This is a genomic window from Streptomyces sp. UC4497 (assembly GCF_054871485.1).
The window spans coordinates 1-16,022 of sequence record NZ_JBTYHB010000013.1; the positions used below are offsets into that span (position 1 = coordinate 1).

General features: G+C 69.9%; 16 protein-coding genes. 7 read left to right on the top strand and 9 right to left on the bottom strand.

Going from position 1 to position 16,022, the window contains the following annotated elements; genetic code table 11:
• Window positions 1–221: 221 nt before the first annotated feature.
• Entirely contained in the window at window positions 222–1,274 is a 1,053-nt protein-coding gene (locus ACYSUO_RS19640; protein WP_461777459.1) for an LmeA family phospholipid-binding protein, read from the bottom strand.
• A gap of 186 nt (window positions 1,275–1,460) precedes the next feature.
• Between ACYSUO_RS19640 and ACYSUO_RS19645 the strand changes: the two genes are divergently transcribed.
• Window positions 1,461–1,775 carry a hypothetical protein gene (locus ACYSUO_RS19645; RefSeq protein WP_461777460.1) on the top strand — a complete coding sequence of 105 codons (315 nt, stop codon included), beginning with the start codon at window positions 1,461–1,463 and terminating at the stop codon, window positions 1,773–1,775.
• Between the two features lie 51 nt (window positions 1,776–1,826).
• On the opposite strand, the gene ACYSUO_RS19650 is transcribed toward ACYSUO_RS19645, so the two are convergent.
• The 3 genes from ACYSUO_RS19650 to ACYSUO_RS19660 all read right to left on the bottom strand — a co-directional run bounded on the left by ACYSUO_RS19650 (window position 1,827) and on the right by ACYSUO_RS19660 (window position 3,980).
• Entirely contained in the window at window positions 1,827–2,291 is a 465-nt protein-coding gene (locus ACYSUO_RS19650; protein ID WP_461777461.1) for a hypothetical protein, read from the bottom strand.
• Between the two features lie 115 nt (window positions 2,292–2,406).
• Window positions 2,407–3,510 (bottom strand): DUF4037 domain-containing protein, encoded by a 1,104-nt coding sequence (locus tag ACYSUO_RS19655; protein WP_461777462.1) that lies wholly within the window; start codon window positions 3,508–3,510, stop codon window positions 2,407–2,409.
• A 53-nt stretch (window positions 3,511–3,563) separates the two neighbouring features.
• On the bottom strand, window positions 3,564–3,980 hold the full coding sequence (locus ACYSUO_RS19660) for an STAS domain-containing protein (protein ID WP_461777463.1): 417 nt from the start codon (window positions 3,978–3,980) through the stop codon (window positions 3,564–3,566).
• Between the two features lie 348 nt (window positions 3,981–4,328).
• On the opposite strand from ACYSUO_RS19660, the gene ACYSUO_RS19665 reads away from it, so the two are divergent.
• On the top strand, window positions 4,329–5,072 hold the full coding sequence (locus tag ACYSUO_RS19665) for a VOC family protein (RefSeq protein ID WP_461777464.1): 744 nt from the start codon (window positions 4,329–4,331) through the stop codon (window positions 5,070–5,072).
• 43 nt (window positions 5,073–5,115) lie between these two features.
• On the opposite strand, the gene ACYSUO_RS19670 is transcribed toward ACYSUO_RS19665, so the two are convergent.
• From ACYSUO_RS19670 to ACYSUO_RS19685, 4 genes are read right to left on the bottom strand one after another with little or no spacing between them, the layout of a single operon-like run.
• Window positions 5,116–6,318 carry a Gfo/Idh/MocA family protein gene (locus ACYSUO_RS19670; protein WP_461777465.1) on the bottom strand — a complete coding sequence of 401 codons (1,203 nt, stop codon included), beginning with the start codon at window positions 6,316–6,318 and terminating at the stop codon, window positions 5,116–5,118.
• Between the two features lie 31 nt (window positions 6,319–6,349).
• Window positions 6,350–7,690: an ABC transporter substrate-binding protein gene (locus ACYSUO_RS19675; RefSeq protein WP_461777466.1), complete on the bottom strand. Its 1,341-nt coding sequence runs from the start codon at window positions 7,688–7,690 to the stop codon at window positions 6,350–6,352.
• A gap of 10 nt (window positions 7,691–7,700) precedes the next feature.
• The gene (locus ACYSUO_RS19680) at window positions 7,701–8,621 is read right to left on the bottom strand and encodes a carbohydrate ABC transporter permease (RefSeq protein WP_461777467.1); all 921 of its coding nucleotides are present in this window, start codon (window positions 8,619–8,621) and stop codon (window positions 7,701–7,703) included.
• A 16-nt stretch (window positions 8,622–8,637) separates the two neighbouring features.
• Window positions 8,638–9,579 carry a carbohydrate ABC transporter permease gene (locus tag ACYSUO_RS19685; protein WP_461777468.1) on the bottom strand — a complete coding sequence of 314 codons (942 nt, stop codon included), beginning with the start codon at window positions 9,577–9,579 and terminating at the stop codon, window positions 8,638–8,640.
• Between the two features lie 166 nt (window positions 9,580–9,745).
• Here ACYSUO_RS19685 and ACYSUO_RS19690 point away from each other — a divergent pair, with 166 nt between their 5' ends.
• The 4 genes from ACYSUO_RS19690 (at window position 9,746) to ACYSUO_RS19705 (ending at window position 13,917) form a co-directional block, all read left to right on the top strand.
• Window positions 9,746–10,954: an ROK family transcriptional regulator gene (locus ACYSUO_RS19690; RefSeq protein WP_461777469.1), complete on the top strand. Its 1,209-nt coding sequence runs from the start codon at window positions 9,746–9,748 to the stop codon at window positions 10,952–10,954.
• Window positions 10,955–10,984: 30 nt separating this feature from the next.
• Window positions 10,985–12,541, top strand: coding sequence for a purine-cytosine permease family protein (locus ACYSUO_RS19695; protein WP_461777470.1), 1,557 nt, complete (start codon window positions 10,985–10,987; stop codon window positions 12,539–12,541).
• A 48-nt stretch (window positions 12,542–12,589) separates the two neighbouring features.
• Entirely contained in the window at window positions 12,590–13,375 is a 786-nt protein-coding gene (locus ACYSUO_RS19700) for an SAM-dependent methyltransferase (RefSeq protein WP_461777471.1), read from the top strand.
• Between the two features lie 65 nt (window positions 13,376–13,440).
• A complete protein-coding gene (locus tag ACYSUO_RS19705) occupies window positions 13,441–13,917 on the top strand; it encodes a nucleoside deaminase (RefSeq protein WP_461777472.1) in 477 nt (158 codons plus the stop codon).
• A gap of 18 nt (window positions 13,918–13,935) precedes the next feature.
• Here the strand turns inward: ACYSUO_RS19705 and ACYSUO_RS19710 are convergent, their stop codons facing one another.
• Window positions 13,936–14,982, bottom strand: coding sequence for an enoyl-CoA hydratase/isomerase family protein (locus ACYSUO_RS19710; RefSeq protein WP_461777473.1), 1,047 nt, complete (start codon window positions 14,980–14,982; stop codon window positions 13,936–13,938).
• 157 nt (window positions 14,983–15,139) lie between these two features.
• Between ACYSUO_RS19710 and ACYSUO_RS19715 the strand changes: the two genes are divergently transcribed.
• The gene (locus tag ACYSUO_RS19715; RefSeq protein WP_461777474.1) at window positions 15,140–16,012 is read left to right on the top strand and encodes a MurR/RpiR family transcriptional regulator; all 873 of its coding nucleotides are present in this window, start codon (window positions 15,140–15,142) and stop codon (window positions 16,010–16,012) included.
• Window positions 16,013–16,022 lie beyond the last annotated feature (10 nt).

Here is a 16,022-nt window from a genome sequence, read left to right on the forward strand (position 1 = left end):
ACGAGGGGGCACCACGCAGACCCGTGCCGGCGGGAGCGGGCAGATGACCACCAGACACCACCACGCCACAGCACCGCCGCCGTCGCGGTACTCGCCACGGCCGCGGCAACGTACTTCATGGCCAGGGGCCGCACCGCACACCCGGCCCCGGTTGTTCCATCGAGGCCTCCACGCGGGCACGACCGGGCTCCAGTCGCAGACCGCGCGATGTCCGTACGTGGTCAGGTGCCCAAAGGCACGTCCCTGCCGGTCAGTTGGGCGCGGATGCCCTCGTTCGTGACCGTGATGTCCCGCAGGCGCAGGTCGCCGGGCATGTCCTTGGGTAGCTGGGCCGAGAACTCCATTTTCTGGGCGACCTTCGGCTCCTGCAGCTTCTGCAGTCCCTCGATCAGCGACGGGTCGATGCCGGCGGGCTTGAGCAGCGCGGGGTGGTCGGCCAGCGCGTCCAGGGCGCCGCCCTTCATGAGAGTGCCCGGCGCGAGCGGGCGGCCCGTGGCCTGTTCGGTCGCGCGCTCGTCCATCTTGTCGACGGTGGGTGCGGCCAGTTGGAGGCCGCCGCCCTTGCCCGGGGTGTAGGTGAGCAGGCCCGGGACCACGATCTTGATGTCTTCCACAGACAGTGCCAGGCCGCGGTCGCCGGTCCGCTCCAGGTGCGCGCGGCCACGGATCTGGGCCTTCTTGCCGGCGACCGGGAGATCGCCCTTGGCCTGTACCGTGTTGTGCTGCTTGCCGGGGGCCAACTTCACCTGGGAGGCGCCGACTTCGCGGTTGAGGTCGTCGAAGGACAGGAATACGTCGCCGCGGACCTTGCTCAGGACGGCGCCCTTGACGGAGGACGGGAGGCTGCCGACAATCCGGATGTCGTCGACCGACCCCTTCACCTGCGCGACCGAGACCGGACCCGCGGGCACGTGGGGCACGTTGACCTCCACATTGTCGATGTTGCCCATGGCGACTTGGCCCAGGAAGGGGAAGCTGTTGATGTGCACCTCGGGTTCGGCGTGCAGCTTCAGCGATTCCTGCACCTTCTCTGCCGCCATGTTCTCCGCGTAGAGCACCGCCCAGCGGTCCCCCAGCGCGAGGAACGCGAGCACCACGACGAGGGTTGCCGTCGCCTTCGCCGCCGTACGGGCGGGAGAGCGCAGCACCCTGCGCGCCGCACGTCGGCGGGCTTTGCGGGCCTTGCGGTCCAAGGGGGCGTCGTAGTCGCCCGGGGCAGCCGCCTGGTCGGGGATGTGTGCCGTGGACTCTTCGGGAGGGCCGTTCTCAATCACCGCCACATACGAACACACGACCGCACCCACACCCAAGTCCCCGCCCTACGACCCGTGCCGCACCCGTGAAGATTGCGTATCGACCCCGCGCACCGGCAGGAAGACCCGCAGTTCACGATGCTTACCTGCGGGGGTACGGCCGACCAGCCGACGGAAGACCGACCGGTAAGAACGGGGAGCAGCAGCATGGCCAACCTTCATCTGAAGACGCTCAAGTGCATCGAGACCGAGGACTGGGTCGGCCGCGACGACCCCAAGCTCACTGTGAACGGCCAGAACATCCTGTTGCCGAACATGCGCGGGGGCCAGAAGTACGCCATCGACGAGTACGTCGCCTTCGACGACGAGGTCACCATCACGCTCCGCGAGGCCGATGGCCTGCCCGGCGACAGCAGTGACCTCCTGGGGTCGCACACGCTGACCGAGAAAGGCAGCGGCATCCTCAACTTCAGTATGGATGGCGCCAATTATCAGCTCTCCTACACCCTCACCCGGTCCTGATTCCCGGCGCTTCGGCATCCGAACGCGGGTTTTCTCCATCACCGGACGGCGTCAGCCCGCGTCCGTCAGTACCAGGGACAGCCGGGAGGTCACGGCGTCCGCGAGTGCCGTCGCCGCGTCCTCCCCGAGGTGCGCCGAGCGGGCGTGGTCGCGTACCAGGCAACGTACGGCGTCGAGTTGGGGCGTGGTGAGGGGCCGGATCTCGGGCGGTGGCTGGGGCCGGCGGCGGAACAGGTGGTGCAGCAGCGGCGTGCGGCGGCGCGAGCGGCGGGCGGCGGCCCGGCAGGTGGTGCGGCGGGCCGCCTCGTCCAGTGCCAGCCACACCACCGGGGTGACCGGCGCGGTGACATCGACGTGATCGCATTCGAGCGGGCCCTGGTGCGCTCGAATCCCCTGCTCGAAGAGGCGCGTTACCCGGCCCTCGTCCAGGGGTGCCAGTCGGTCCAGCAACAGGACCTCGTCCGGCGCCACTTCGGCGACCACGTCCCGCACCACGTCACGCACCCTCGCGCTCACGACGGCCCTCCCGTCCGACGACCGGACCATGGTGTCCGGCCGTCCCCGGCTTCGTCAGGACCAGTTCACGCCGCTCCTGGGCCGGTTCCGGTCCGCCGCGCGTGCCCCTGTCGACTCACTGGATCGCGTCCATCGCGGCGCGCACGGCCCGGGGTTGGTGGAGCAGGTCGGTGTTGTCCGACCACTGGTCCACGCCGCCCACCAGAGGCAGTTCGCGTAGAGCAGGGCGTGTGAGGGTGCGGGCCAGGGCCTGGGCGAAGCGGTCGGCGTGCAGCACCAGGAAGGGGCGGGAGTGGTAGGGGCGTCGGTTCGGGTCCAGTGGGGCGGTCAGGCCGGTCGCATTGTGCAGCGTGGCCACGGCCTCGTAGGCGTCGCACAAGTGCCGTTCCCGGGTGGGGTGATCCGGGGCCGTGAGCGCGCCGCGCAGTGACGGGGCGAGCTTGTCCGCCGCAGGCAGGCGGCCGAAGGCGCTGCCGAGCCATTTGCTGTACGGGACGTAGCGTCGGTCCAGGAGAAGGCACAGGCGCATCAGGTCGCGCACGAGGCGGCCCGCCACCACGGCTGATCCGATGTCGTCGCCGCTCTCCGCGCAGCGGCCCACGAACGCCTCTTCCTGGGAGATGCGCTGCCACTGGCACGCCAGCACGTACCGCCACACCTGTCCCGGGTACCACGCCAAGGTGTGCCGCAGGGCGGTCAGGCTGCCGGGCTCGTCGTGGAACACCATGCCGCCGGTGGTCTCGGCGAGTCGCTGCTGGGGCATGGCCAGCCATTCGCTCACGCTCGGTTCCGCGTCGGCCGCGGGCAGCCCGAGGCGTCCGCCGGCCCACTCGTCCACGGTGTGGATGTCGACGCGGTGGTTGACCGGGCCGTCGGTGGCCCGCATGCGGCCGACCGGGTCCAGCGGGTTACCGCTCTCCTGGAAGTGCGTGGACCAGCCCCGTACGTGCTTCGGCAGCCGCTGTGCCAGGACCTCGTGGATACGCGCGCCGTGTTCGGCCCTGTCCTCGGGTGTCAGGAAGAGTTCCAGCCGTGGGCCCCACTCGTGGTCCGCGGACCGTGGTGTGTCGAAGCCGAGGACCTCGGATCCACCGCCGATGCGGGCGGCCGCGTGCCGCACCCCGGGGAACGCCTCCCGCAGGATCGGCCGCACGGCCTCTTCGTACAGGGCCCTGGACAGTTCGAGGCCGGAGATGAACCGGGCGTCGGAGTTGGTCATGGCACCACTGTGCGGTACGCCCCCTGCGTCCCGGTGCTGTGCGGGCCGGGCTCCTAGCGCAGCGCTGAGCCCGATCCCGCGCCGGCGTCCCGGTCACCGAGTGTGTCCGTCGACCGTCCCGAGACCTTTTCGAGGGCGGCGGCGACATCGTCGTGCACACCCAGGGGCAGGCGGTCCGCCCCCGCGGCGCGCAGCACGGCCTGCTCGGCGGCGTCCGCCACGAGGGCCAGCGCGCCGCCGCCCGCCACCATCTCCAGGCCCGCCTCGACGAACTGCCGCGCCCCGTCGGCCCCACAGTGCTCGGCGTCCTGGAAGTCCACCACCAGACCGGACTGACCCGTGGCGTCCAGCCGCCCCATCAGTGCGCCCAGCTCCGCCGCGGCATCGGCATCGAACCGGCCCACGACCTGCACGACCAGGACACCTCCGTCCTCCCAGCGCACAGGAAACCGAACCCGAGCCTGCCCCATAACCGTCCCTTCAGCCGCCGAGGCGCCCTTCTCACGCGCAGCGCCTCCGGCGGCGCGCCTACCCCCTCCCCGCCACTCCACGCATGCCGAAGACCGGCCCTGCGCGACTCCCCCGGCACACCGGCCCATCATGCCCAGGTCGGGGCGGTCGGCGCGACGCCTGGCCCGCGTCGAGTCGTGCGGGACGTTCGGGTTCCGGTTCGTCATGATCGAGGCGGCGGTCGTCGTCGCGTTCCTGCTCATCGGACGGGCGACTCATTGGGCAGGCGCATCGTCGGGCAGGCGAAATGATCCCTGTGCGGTGGCAACACGTGCCCGTGCGGCGGCGGTGTGCATAGGGTCTGCGGCATGGCTCTGAGACCGGTTCAGGTGAACATCAAGGCCCTCGACGACGCGGTCGTCGGGCGGTTCTGGGCGGATGCGCTCGGCTGGGGCGTGTCCAGCGAGGCGCCCGGTGTGACCAATGTGTGGCCCGGTGGCGGCTTCGTGTGGCCGGATGCGAGCGCCGTGTGCATCGACGTGGTCACCGTCCCGCACGCCAAGACGGCGACGAAGAACCGGGTGCACATCGATCTCGCGACCACCACCCCCGCCCATCAGGCGGAGACGGTCGCGCGGTTGAAGGAGCTCGGGGCGACGCCCGTCGACGTCGGTCAGGGTGATGTGCCGTGGATCGTGCTCGCCGACCCGGAGGGCAATGAGTTCTGCGTGCTGGAGCCCCGGGAGGTCTACCGGGACACCGGGCCGATCGCGGCCGTGGTGGTCGACTGCGCGGACCCGCGGGCCATGGCCCGGTTCTGGGGCGGGGTGACGGACTGGACGGTGCACCAAGTGACCGACGAGCAGGCGGTGTTGCGCTCCTCCCAGGGGGCGGGCCCCTATCTGGAGTTTCTTCGTTCGTCGGACGGCAAGACCGTGGAGGACCGCGTCCACATCGATCTGCTGCCGTACGCCGGTGACGACAAGGAGGCGGAGGTCATCCGCCTGAGGACCCTCGGCGCCACCGACATCGACCTCGGCCAGGGCGACATCCCGTGGACGTGTCTCACCGATCCCGAGGGGCACGACTTCTGCGTCCTCGGGCGGGGTTAGGGCCTGATCCGAACGACGGGCCCCAACCCCTGCCAGGCCCCGCTCAGGCCTCCGGCGCGTCCCCGAAGTCCGGGATCTCCAGGCGCGCGCCGCCCTGGCGTGCGGAATCGTGGGCGACGATGCCGGGCAGTGTGTAGCGCGCGGCCACCCATGCGTTCACCGACGGCAGGGTGCGGGTGTTGACCGCGGTGACGAAGTCGTCGACCAGGAAGTGGTGGCTGCCCTCGTGGCCGTTGGGCATGTCGTCGTAGACGCGGGGCAGGCGGGAGCGGTCGTGGACGGGGGCCGAGCCCGAGGTGAACGCGGCGCGCAGGGCGGGGGCGATCTTCTCCAGGGACGGGTCGTCCGGGCTGAGTGAGGGCTTCGGTTCGAGGAGTTCGGTGATGTCCTGCACGCCCTTCTTGTCCTGCCAGAAGCTGACCGTGGCGAGCTGCTCCATGCTGGCGTCCGTGCCGAAGAACCGGAAACGTGACTCCCTGATGTGCGAGGGGTAGCCGACCCGCCGGAACTCGTTCGTACGGAACGAGCCGCCACCGGCGACCTCGAAGAGCGCGGTGGCGTTGGAGATGTCGTTGCCGAACTGACTGACCTCGGTGTCGAAGACACCGTCGCCGCGCTCGTCCTTCACACCGATCGCCGAGACGCTGACCGCGTGGGTCCGCCACGCGCCGAGCACTCCGCCGACCGCGTGTGTCGGGTAGAGCAGCGGCGGATAGCTGGCGGTCTCCTTCCAGCGTTCGCCTCCGCTGTACTGGTACGCCTCGTAGAAGCCGAGGTCCATGTCGTGGACGTAGTCGCCCTCCGCGTAGAAGAGCCGGCCGAAGGCGCCGTCGGCGATCTGGTTGCGGGCGTGCACGGTGGCAGGGTTGTACTCGCTGGTCTCGCCCATCATGTAGGTGAGTCCGGTACGGCGGACCGCGTCGATGATCGCGGCGATCTCGTCCCGTGTGATGGCCATCGGGACGGCCGAGTAGACGTGCTTGCCGGCTTCGAGGCCCTGCAGCACGAGCGGGCCGTGGGTCCAGCGCTGCGTGAAGATGGCGACGGCGTCGATGTCGCGGGACTCCAGCATCGCCTCGTACGAGGGGAAGGTTCCGGCGAGGACCTCTTTCGCGGCCAGTTGCTCGGCCCGCTCCGGCAGCAGGTCGGTGACGTGGACGGCGTCGACGCCCGGGTGGGCGAGGAACAACTTGGCGAAACCGCCGGCGAACTGTCCGGCGCCGACAATGCCGAGGGTGAACGTCATGTGCGCATGCCTTTCGCTACGTGCTGCGTGGTCACTGGTCGAGCAGGAGGTTGATCTGGTCGTTGGTCTCGTCGAGGCGGCTCGCGGGCGCCCCGTTGCCGAAGACGTCCTGCATCGCCGGGTGCATGAGGGCGTAGACGTCGGCGGCGTAGTTGGTGATCGGGAAGGGGAAGGTGCGGTACTGCTTGCGGTCGTCGACCGGGGTGGTGAAGGCCGAGGTGTCGATGCCCTTCTTCTTGTAGGCGGCGACGGCCGTGTCGGTCCCCGCCGGGGTGGCGGGGAGGACGATCCCGTACCGGCCGACCGTCTTCTGGCAGGCGTCGGAGGCGAGGTAGGCGACCCACTTCTTGGCTCCCGCCTTGTTGCGGGCGCCCTTGGTGACGGAGTCGGCGAGGCCGTTCATCATGGTGGCGCGCTTGCCGGTGGGTCCTGTGGGGTTGCGGACGGTGCCGAAGTCGATGCCCTTGAACCCGGCGTAGGTGGAGAGCATCCAGGCGCCGTCGAAGGCGGTGGCGGCGCGGCCCGCGGCGAACTGGGCGTTGGACTGGTTGAGTCCGGCGTTCCAGGCGGTGAAGGGCGCCATGTAGCCCTTTTTCGCGAGGCCGAAGTACCACTCGATGACGGACTGGAAGGTCTTGTCGCCGTACCGGTACTCCTCGCCCCACCGCTTCCTGTCCGTGTAGGACCAGCCGGCGGAGCCGGTGAACGGGCTCCACTGGGTCTGGCCGTCGCCGTCCCCTGCCCCGTTGGTCGCGAGGCCGTAGGTCTTGACCTTGTGCTTGTCGAAGCCGGGTTCGTCGCCGCGCTTACCGTTCCTGTCGACGGTGAGGTGGGCGATGGCCTTCTCGAAGGTGCCGCCGTCCTTGGGGTTCCAGCGCAGCCCGTCGAGGTCCTTCGGGGTGAGGTCGGCGTCGTCGAGCATCTTCTTGTTGTAGAAGAGCGAGACGGTGTCCCAGTCCTTCGGCGCGCCGTAGCGGTGTCCGTCCTGGGCGACCCAGTTCGCCGCGAGTCCCGGCTGGTAGTCCGTGTCCTTGATGCCGAGGTCGTCGAGGGGTTCGAGTACCTCCAGGTCGGCGAACTGGCCGAATTTCTGGATGTGGTTGGTGAAGACGTCCGGCTCGGTGCCGGAGATGAAGCTCGCCGTGAGCTTGGTCCAGTAGTCCTCCCAGCCGATCTGGGTGAACTTCACTTCCAGTCCGCGGTGTTGCTTCTCGAAGTCCTTCGCGCAGGCTTCGTAGGCGGGCAGTTGGTTGGCGTCCCACAGCCAGTACGTCACGGTTCTCGATGAGCGGGCTGCGGGGTCGCTGCCCGCGCACCCGGTCAGCGACAGCGCCAGTGCTCCGGTCAGCGCGACGAGCGTACGAAATCGCATCCGGTGCCTCCTACTTGAGTCCGGTGAAGCTGATGGAGCTGACGATGCGGCGCGCGAACACCGCGAAAAGCACCAGCATCGGGAGCGCCGCGATGAGGGTCGCCGCCATGAGCCCGGACCAGTCGAAGCCGGACTGCGGGGTCTGCGCGCGGAACATCGCGAGGGCGACGGTGAGGACGCGGGAGCTGTCGCTGTACGACACCATCAGCGGCCAGAAGTAGTCGTTCCAGGAGGTGATGTACGTCAGCACGGCGAGGGTGATGACCGGGGTGGACGCCATGGGCAGCAGCACCCGGAAGAAGATCCGGATCCGGCCCGCGCCGTCCAGGAGCGCGGCCTCCTCGACCTCGCGCGGGATGTTCATGAAGAACTGGCGGAGGAAGAAGACGGCGAACGGGGTCATGAACATTGTGGGCAGCGCGATGCCGAGCAGCGAGTCGATCAGCCCGAGTTCCTTCACGAGCACGAAGTTCGGCAGCAGCGTGAAGATCGAAGGCACCATGAGACCGCCGAGGAACAGCGCGAACACGGTATTGCGGCCACGCCAGTTGAGGCGTGCGAACGCGTAGGCGGCCATGGCGGAGAACAGGATCTGGCAGATGGTGATCAGTGTCGAGACGACGGTCGAGTTGAGCAGGTAGCGCCAGAAGTCGAGGCCGCCGCCCGCGCCGCCCTGGGCGACGGCTTCCTTCGTCGACTGCAGCCCGAGGGCGCGCTCGAAGCCGCCGCCCGTCGGGTCGACGGGGAGCACGGAGGTCGGGTCGGCGGCGATGCCCGGGTTGGAGGAGAGCGCGGTGCGCAGCACCCAGTAGAACGGCAGCAGGGTGACGAGGACGATCGCGCCCATCGTGGTCCAGGCGACGGCGCGCCCGAAGGAGGGCCGGCGCCGGGCGGGCCGGACGGTGTGCGCGGGTGCGGTGGTGGTGGCCATGTCGGTGCTCCTCTCTTCAGCCGAGGTCGGTCTGTCCGGCCCGGGTGATCCGGTACTGGACGATGGTGATCACGCTGAGCACGACGAGCAGGGCCACGGACATCGCGGAGGCGTAGCCGAACTGGAAGCGGCCGAACGCCGAGCCATAGATGTAGAACTGCAGCACGTTGGTGGCATTGGCGGGCCCGCCGGCCGTGGTCACGGCGACGGTGTCGAAGACCTGGAAGGACCCGATCACCGTCATGATGAGGACGACCGCGAGGACCGGGCGGAGCAGCGGCATGGTGATGCGGGTGAACATCCGCCACTCGCTCGCGCCGTCGACGCGCGCCGCTTCGTACATGTCGTGGGGTATCGCCTGGAGTCCCGCGAAGAGGAGCAGCGCGGTGTAGCCGACGTGCCGCCACACGTTGATGAGGGCGATGGTGGGGATGGCCCAGGTCTCGTCGGCGAGGAACGGGATCCGGTCGAGGCCGACGGCGGCGATGATCTCGTTGCCGATGCCGAGTTGGGTGTCGAGCATCCAGAGCCAGACGAGGCCGGCGACCACGTTGGACATCAGATACGGCGTGAGGACGATGCCGCGCAGCAAGGAGGACTGGGTGAGCCGGTGCAGCAGGACGGCGATGCCGAGCGCGGCCACCGTCTGCACGCCGATGTTGACGAGGACGTATTCGAGGGTGACCTTCAACGAGTCCCAGAAGATGGGGTCGTTGACCATGCGCTCGTAGTTGGCGAGGCCGACCCACTCCGGTGGTGTGAGGAGGTTGAAGCGGGTGAAGCTCAGCCAGATGCCGCGCAGGGTTGGCCACAGCAGGAAGACGGCGAAGCCGAGCAGGGCCGGGGCGATGAAGAGTGCGGCGATCGCGCCGTCCCCGAGGGGGCGTTTGTGCTTCTCGCGCGGGGCACTGTCGGTGAGCGGCAGGTGTCTCGGCGGGCTGCTGGAGGCGACAGTCATCGGGGACTCCCTCGTCTGCGATTCGGCCTCGTCCTCGGCCTGGTTACTTTCGCCGCAGAACTTTCGGGCCGTCAAGACGCGTGCAGCGACTACCTGACAGGGGTTGCTGCGACTTAGAGTGACGTCATTCCTTTTGCAACAGAAGGAACGGGGAGAGGGGTTGGAGATGAGCGCGAAGGCGGACACCTGGGTGCCACTGAGTTCGGGCGAGCGCGCCGTGGCGTTGGAGGTGCTCACCCGTGGGCCGTTGTCACGCAGTGAGCTCGCGCGGCGCCTCGACCTGTCGGCGGGCAGTCTCACCCGGCTGACCAAGCCACTGATCGAGTCGGGGCTGCTGGTCGAGGCACCGGAGGGCCCGGCTCGCCCGGAGTCCCGCCAGGGCCGCCCGTCCCGCCCCCTGGACATCGTCGCCGAGTCCCGCACCTTCGCCGGATTCAAGATCACCGCGGACACGGTCTACGGCGTTGTCACCACACTCAGAAGTGACATCGTGGCCTGCCGCGACGCGCCGCTCGCGAGCCGGGAACCGGATGAAGTCGTCGCGACCATAGGCGAGTTGACCGATGCGTTCGCCCAGGAGTTTCCTTCGCTGTCCGGGATCGGGATCGGGCTCGGCGGCCGCGCGCAGGACCGGTCGGTCGTCGACGAGTCGGCGTTCCTCGACTGGCGGGACGTGCCGCTCGGGCGGCTCGTGCGCGAGCGCACCGGGCTGCCCGCGGTCGTCGAGAACGATGTGAGCGCCCTCGTCGAGGCCGAGAGCTGGTTCGGGGCGGGCCGGGGCCTGGACCGGTTCGCCGTGCTCACGATCGGGGCGGGGCTCGGGTACGGCCTGGTCAGCGGGGGGCGGCGGGTGGAGACCGCCGAGGACGGGCTCGGCGTGGGCCGCTTCTGGATCGTCGATCCCTCCGGTCCGCTCTCCGCGGACGGCCGGCGGGGCAGCGCCGTCTCCCTCCTCACGATCCCGAGCATCCGCGCCCAGGTGCGGGCCGCCACGGGCGAGGACATCACGTACGACGAGATCCTCGCGCGCGCCGTCGAGGGCGAACCGCTCCCGGCGCGGGTGGTCGGCGAGGCGGCGCGTGCGCTCGGCACGCTCGTCGCGCAGATCGCGAACTTCGCGATGCCGCAGAAGATCCTGCTCGCCGGGGAGGGCGTCGGCCTCGTCGACGTGGCGGCCCCCGCGATCGAGGAGGCGATCCGCGCGAACCGCCACCCGCGGGCCGACCCGGTCCATCTGGAGACGAAGGTCTCCGACTTCCACGACTGGGCGCGCGGCGGGGCCGTGTTGGCGATTCAGGTGCTGGTCCTGGGGACCGCCGATCCAGGACCCGGCTCCCGTGCCGCCGCCGGGTCACGGGTACCGTCACCCCGTTGAAGTCCGGCAAGATCCAAAAGGCGGTTACGCATGGCCGACGCGGCCCCCGGCGCCACAACGTCCCCCAGTGTCACGGAAGTTGAGACCCACGGTGTCGAGCGGATTCCCGACGGGGACCGCTCGGCCCGCCCCCTCGACCTGTTCCGTCTCGCCTTCGGTGGCGCCAACACCTTCGCCACGTGTGTGCTCGGCGCGTTCCCGATCTTGTTCGGCCTGTCCTTCTGGCAGGGGCTCGCCGCGACGGTCCTGGGGCTGGTGGCGGGCGCGCTGCTGCTGGCGCCGATGTCCGTGTTCGGGCCGGCCAACGGCACGAACAACGCGGTGTCCTCGTCCGCGCATCTGGGTGTGCACGGACGCGTCGTCGGCTCGTTCCTGTCGCTGCTCACGGCGATCGCGTTCTTCTCGATCTCCGTGTGGTCGTCGGGCGACGCGCTGATCGGCGCGGCGCACCGGCTGGCGGGGCTGCCGGAGTCGGACCTCTCCTACGGTGTCGCGTACGCGGTGTTCGCGGGGCTGGTCCTGACGGTGTGCGTGTACGGGTTCCGGTTCATGCTCTTCGTGAACAAGATCGCGGTGCTGGCCGCGTCGGCGCTGTTCGTGCTCGGTGTGTTCGCGTTCGCGGGGGACTTCGACCCCGGCTACACGGGCTCGTTCGCCTCCACGTCGACGCCGATGTTCTGGCCGTCGTTCATCGGTTCGGCGCTGATCGTGCTGTCCAATCCGGTGTCGTTCGGCGCGTTCCTCGGTGACTGGTCGCGCTACATCCCGGCGACCACGCCGCGCGGACGTGTCATGGGCGCGGCGTTCCTCTCGCAGATCGCGACACTGCTGCCGTTCCTGTTCGGCCTCGCCACCGCGTCGGTGATCGCCGCGAAGGCGGAGAAGTACCTGGATCCGGCGGCCCCGAACTATGTGGGCGGGCTCCTGGCCGTCTCCCCCGGCTGGTACTTCCTCCCCCTGTGCCTGATCGCACTGATCGGCGGCATGGCGACGGGCACGACCGCGCTGTACGGCACGGGCCTCGACTTCTCCTCGGTGTTCCCGCGCTTCGGCCGGGTGCAGGCGACGGTCTTCATCGGTTCGCTGTCGATCGCGTTCATCTTCGTCGGCCGGTTCGCCCTGAACCTCGCCCAGTCGATCTCCACGTTCGCCACGCTCATCATCACGTGCACCGCGCCGTGGATGGTCGTCATGGCTCTCGGCTACGTGACCCGGCGCGGCTGGTACGACGCGGAGGCGCTCCAGGTCTTCAACCGGCGCCAGCGCGGCGGGCGTTACTGGTTCACGCACGGCTGGAACTGGCGTGGTCTGTCGGCCTGGCTGGTCTCGGCGTGCCTGGCGCTGCTGTTCACGAATCTGCCGGGCCAGTTCGTCGGCCCGCTCGGCACCCTCGCGGGCGGTACGGACATCTCGCTCCCGGTCGGCCTCGCTCTGGCCGCCGTCGTCTATCTCGCCCTGCTGTTCCTCTTCCCCGAACCGCGCGCGGTGTACGGACCGAACGGGCCGCGTCTGGTGCGCAGTTCGGAGGCGGAGGTGCCGCCGATCACGGGGGACGTACCGACGGAGGTACCGACCGGCGCCGCGTGAGTGACGCCGCACCCCTCAGCCCCGCTTCGCATACACATGGAGTCAGCCATGACGGCACAGCCCTTCGAGAACCGCGTCGACACGAGCAGACCCCACCCGGCCCGTGTCTACGACTGGCTGCTGGGCGGCAAGGACCACTACCCGGTCGACCAGGCGGTGGCGGAGAAGCTGCCGCCGGAGGCCCGCCACAACGCCCTGCGCAACCGCGCGTTCATGCACCGGGCCGCCGCGTGGCTCGCCGGCAACGGCATCGATCAGTTCCTCGACATCGGCACGGGTATCCCGACCGAGCCCAACCTCCACCAGATCGTGCAGGGCATCGTGCCGTCCGCCCGGGTCTCGTACGCCGACAACGACCCGATCGTGCTGCGGCACGCGGAGGCCCTGTTGGTGAGCGCTCCCGAGGGGGCCACCGACTACATCCAGGCGGATGTCCGCCGCCCCGATGTCATCCTCGACCACGCGCGCACGTTCCTGGACTTCTCCCGTCCCGTCGCCCTGTCGATGATCGCGCTGATGCACTTCATCGGCGACGACGAGGACCCGTACGGCCTGACCAGGGCGCTCGTCGACGCGCTGCCGACGGGCAGCTACCTGGTGCTGTCGCACGGCACGACCGACGAGCACCCGCACCTGGTGAAGTCCGTGACCGACACGTACCGCAAGGGCGAGATCCCGCTGCGGATGCGCACGCGGGCGGAGGTCGAGCCGTTCTTCGAGGGCCTGGAGCTGGTGGAGCCGGGCCTGGTGACGGCGACCAAGTGGTACCAGTCGGGGCCCGCGCCCGCCGAGGAGCTGAGCGGGTTCTATGTCGGCGTCGCCCGCGTTCCGTAATTCACGTGGTGCGCTGACAGGATGGCTGCGACAGAGGCCCGTCCCCCGTAGCGAAAGAGGCCGCCGTGGAAGAGCGTGAACTGGACCACCTGCGCCGGTGCGTGGAGCTGGCCGCCGAGGCGTTGGACGCCGGTGACGAGCCGTTCGGCTCGGTGTTGGTGGACGGTGACGGGAAGGTCAGGGCCGAGGATCGCAATCGGATCGCCGATGGTGACTCGACACGTCATCCCGAGTTCGAGCTGGCCCGCTGGGCGGCCGAACACCTCACCCCCGAGGAGCGGGCCTCCGCCACGGTGTACACCTCCGGTGAGCACTGCCCCATGTGCTCGGCGGCGCATGCCTGGGTCGGGCTCGACCGGATCGTGTACGTGGCGTCCTCGGCGCAGCTGTCCGAGTGGCTGGCCGAATGGGGGCGGCCCCAGGGCCCGGTGAACGCCCTGCCCGTGCAGGAGGTCGCCCCTTCGGTGAAGGTCGAGGGTCCGGTGGACGAGCTGGTGCCGGCCGTGAAGGAGCTGCACCGGCGGCTGGCACAGGGCTCCTGAGGCCTACCCCGGGGGGCCTCAGCCGAGGCCCAGTTCCCGCTCCCCCAGCGGCGCGAAGTAGCGCTCCACGTCGGCGGGTCCGACCTCGGCCAGGGTCGCCGGGGACCAGCGGGGGTCGCGGTCCTTGTCGATGATCTGCGCGCGGATGCCCTCGGGCAGGTCGTGGGTGTCCAGGGCCGCGCAGACCACCCGGTACTCCTGGTCGAGGACCTGCTCCAGCGAGTCGAGGCGGGCCGCGCGGCGCAGGGATTCGAGCGTCGCCTTCACGGCCATGGGCGACCGGGAGAGGATCAGGTCCGCCGCCTCCTTGGCAGCCACATCACCGGTGGCGAAGAGCCGCTCGACGATCTCCTCGACCGTGTCCGCGGCGTAGCAGGCGTCGATCCAGGTCTGCTGCTCGGCGAGGACGCCGGGCGGTGCCTGCTCCGTGTGGCGTGCGACGACCTCGCCCGGCTCCGCCCCGGCCAGCTCGCCCAGCAGCCGGGGCAGGGCCTCGGACGGTACGTAGTGGTCGGCGAGGCCGCACAGCAGCGCGTCGGCCGCGCCGACCGCCATGCCCGTGAGCGCGAGGTGGGTGCCGAGGTGTCCGGGCGCGCGCGTGAACAGGTACGTGCCGCCGACGTCGGGGACCAGGCCGATACCGACCTCGGGCATCGCGACCTTCGAGCGTTCGGTGACGATACGGATGCCGCCGTGCGCGGACAGGCCGACGCCACCGCCCATGACGATGCCGTCCATGACGGCTACGTAGGGCTTCGGATAGTGCGCGATACGGGAGTTGAGCCGGTACTCGGCGCTCAGGAAGGCCGCCGACGCCCGGTGGTCGCCGCTGCGCGCGTCGTCGTGGAAGAGCCGGATGTCGGCGCCCGCGCACAGGCCCCGCTCCCCCGCGCCCTGGAGCACGACGGTCCCGACGGCGGGGTCGTCCGCCCAGGTGTCGAGGGCCTGTGCGAGGGATCGCAGCATGGCGTGGGTGAGCGAGTTCAGGGCCCGGGGCCGGTTCAGGGCGAGGTACGCGGCGCGTCCCTCCACGGCCCGCAGGACGGGGGCGTCGTCGGAGCTCAACGGTGGTTCCTTCCGGTGAAGATCACGGCAGGACCATCTCTATCACCTGCGGCGGCGTGGCCGACGGGTCGCAGAGAGGGGTTCCCGCAATTGAAATTGCGGGGTACGTTTGTGCAATCGCACTTGCAGATTGCCTCTCTCTCAGAAAGCAACGCCCGTGCCTTCACCTCGCACCCCCAAGAACCCCGGCCAGGCCGACTGGCTGGGCGACGCCCTGCCCGACGTGCCCCTGTCCAAGGCCCAGACCCGCGTCGTCGACGTCATCGTGCGCAATCCGCAGCTCGCCTCGTACGCCGAGATCGCGCAGATCGCCGAGCGGGCGGACGTGAACAGCTCCACGGTCGTCCGGGCCGCGCAGACCCTGGGCTACCAGGGCTGGCCCGACCTGCAGCGGGAGCTGCGCGCACGGTACCTGGTGCAGATCTCCACCGAGGACACGCTCACCGAGCACGGCGAGCACCGCAGCCCGCTGCACGACGCGCTGACGCACGACCTGGAGAACCTGCGCCAGACCCTCGAGAGCAATTCCGCGACGGAGGCCGAGGCCGCCATCGCGGCGCTGGCCGAAGCCCGGTCGATCCTCGTCATCGGCGTCGGCTCCTTCGCGGGTCCCGCCACCGTGATGGCACACCTCGGCTCCACCATGGGCTACCCGATCACGCTGGAGAACCGGGCCGGTGTGCACCTGGCCTCGGCGGTGAACAACGTCGGGCCGGGTGATGTGCTCCTGGTCGTCAACATGTGGCGCTCCACGAAGCAGGTCATCGCCGCCGCGGAGTCCGCCCGCGAGGCGGGGGCCACCGTCGTCGCGATCACCGACATGCGGCGCGGGCGGCTCGCCACCTCCATCGCCGACCACCTGCTGATCGTGCCGTCCGAAGGCATCTCGTTCTTCCAGTCCGTCACCGCCGCCACGTCGGTGGTCTACGGGCTGCTCGCCGGTATGCAGGCGGCGCAGCCCGAGCGCAGCCACGCCGCGATCCGCCGCACCCAGCAGCTGTGGCGTGACCTGGACATCTATCTCGACTGACCGCCCGATA

Coding starts and splice junctions, on each gene's coding strand:
- ACYSUO_RS19645 (WP_461777460.1), top strand. CDS start 1,461: ATGGCCAACCTTCATCTGAAGACGCTCAAGTGCATCGAGACCGAGGAC.
- ACYSUO_RS19655 (WP_461777462.1), bottom strand. CDS start 3,510: ATGACCAACTCCGACGCCCGGTTCATCTCCGGCCTCGAACTGTCCAGG.
- ACYSUO_RS19660 (WP_461777463.1), bottom strand. CDS start 3,980: ATGGGGCAGGCTCGGGTTCGGTTTCCTGTGCGCTGGGAGGACGGAGGT.
- ACYSUO_RS19665 (WP_461777464.1), top strand. CDS start 4,329: ATGGCTCTGAGACCGGTTCAGGTGAACATCAAGGCCCTCGACGACGCG.
- ACYSUO_RS19670 (WP_461777465.1), bottom strand. CDS start 6,318: ATGACGTTCACCCTCGGCATTGTCGGCGCCGGACAGTTCGCCGGCGGT.
- ACYSUO_RS19675 (WP_461777466.1), bottom strand. CDS start 7,690: ATGCGATTTCGTACGCTCGTCGCGCTGACCGGAGCACTGGCGCTGTCG.
- ACYSUO_RS19680 (WP_461777467.1), bottom strand. CDS start 8,621: ATGGCCACCACCACCGCACCCGCGCACACCGTCCGGCCCGCCCGGCGC.
- ACYSUO_RS19685 (WP_461777468.1), bottom strand. CDS start 9,579: ATGACTGTCGCCTCCAGCAGCCCGCCGAGACACCTGCCGCTCACCGAC.
- ACYSUO_RS19690 (WP_461777469.1), top strand. CDS start 9,746: ATGAGCGCGAAGGCGGACACCTGGGTGCCACTGAGTTCGGGCGAGCGC.
- ACYSUO_RS19695 (WP_461777470.1), top strand. CDS start 10,985: ATGGCCGACGCGGCCCCCGGCGCCACAACGTCCCCCAGTGTCACGGAA.
- ACYSUO_RS19700 (WP_461777471.1), top strand. CDS start 12,590: ATGACGGCACAGCCCTTCGAGAACCGCGTCGACACGAGCAGACCCCAC.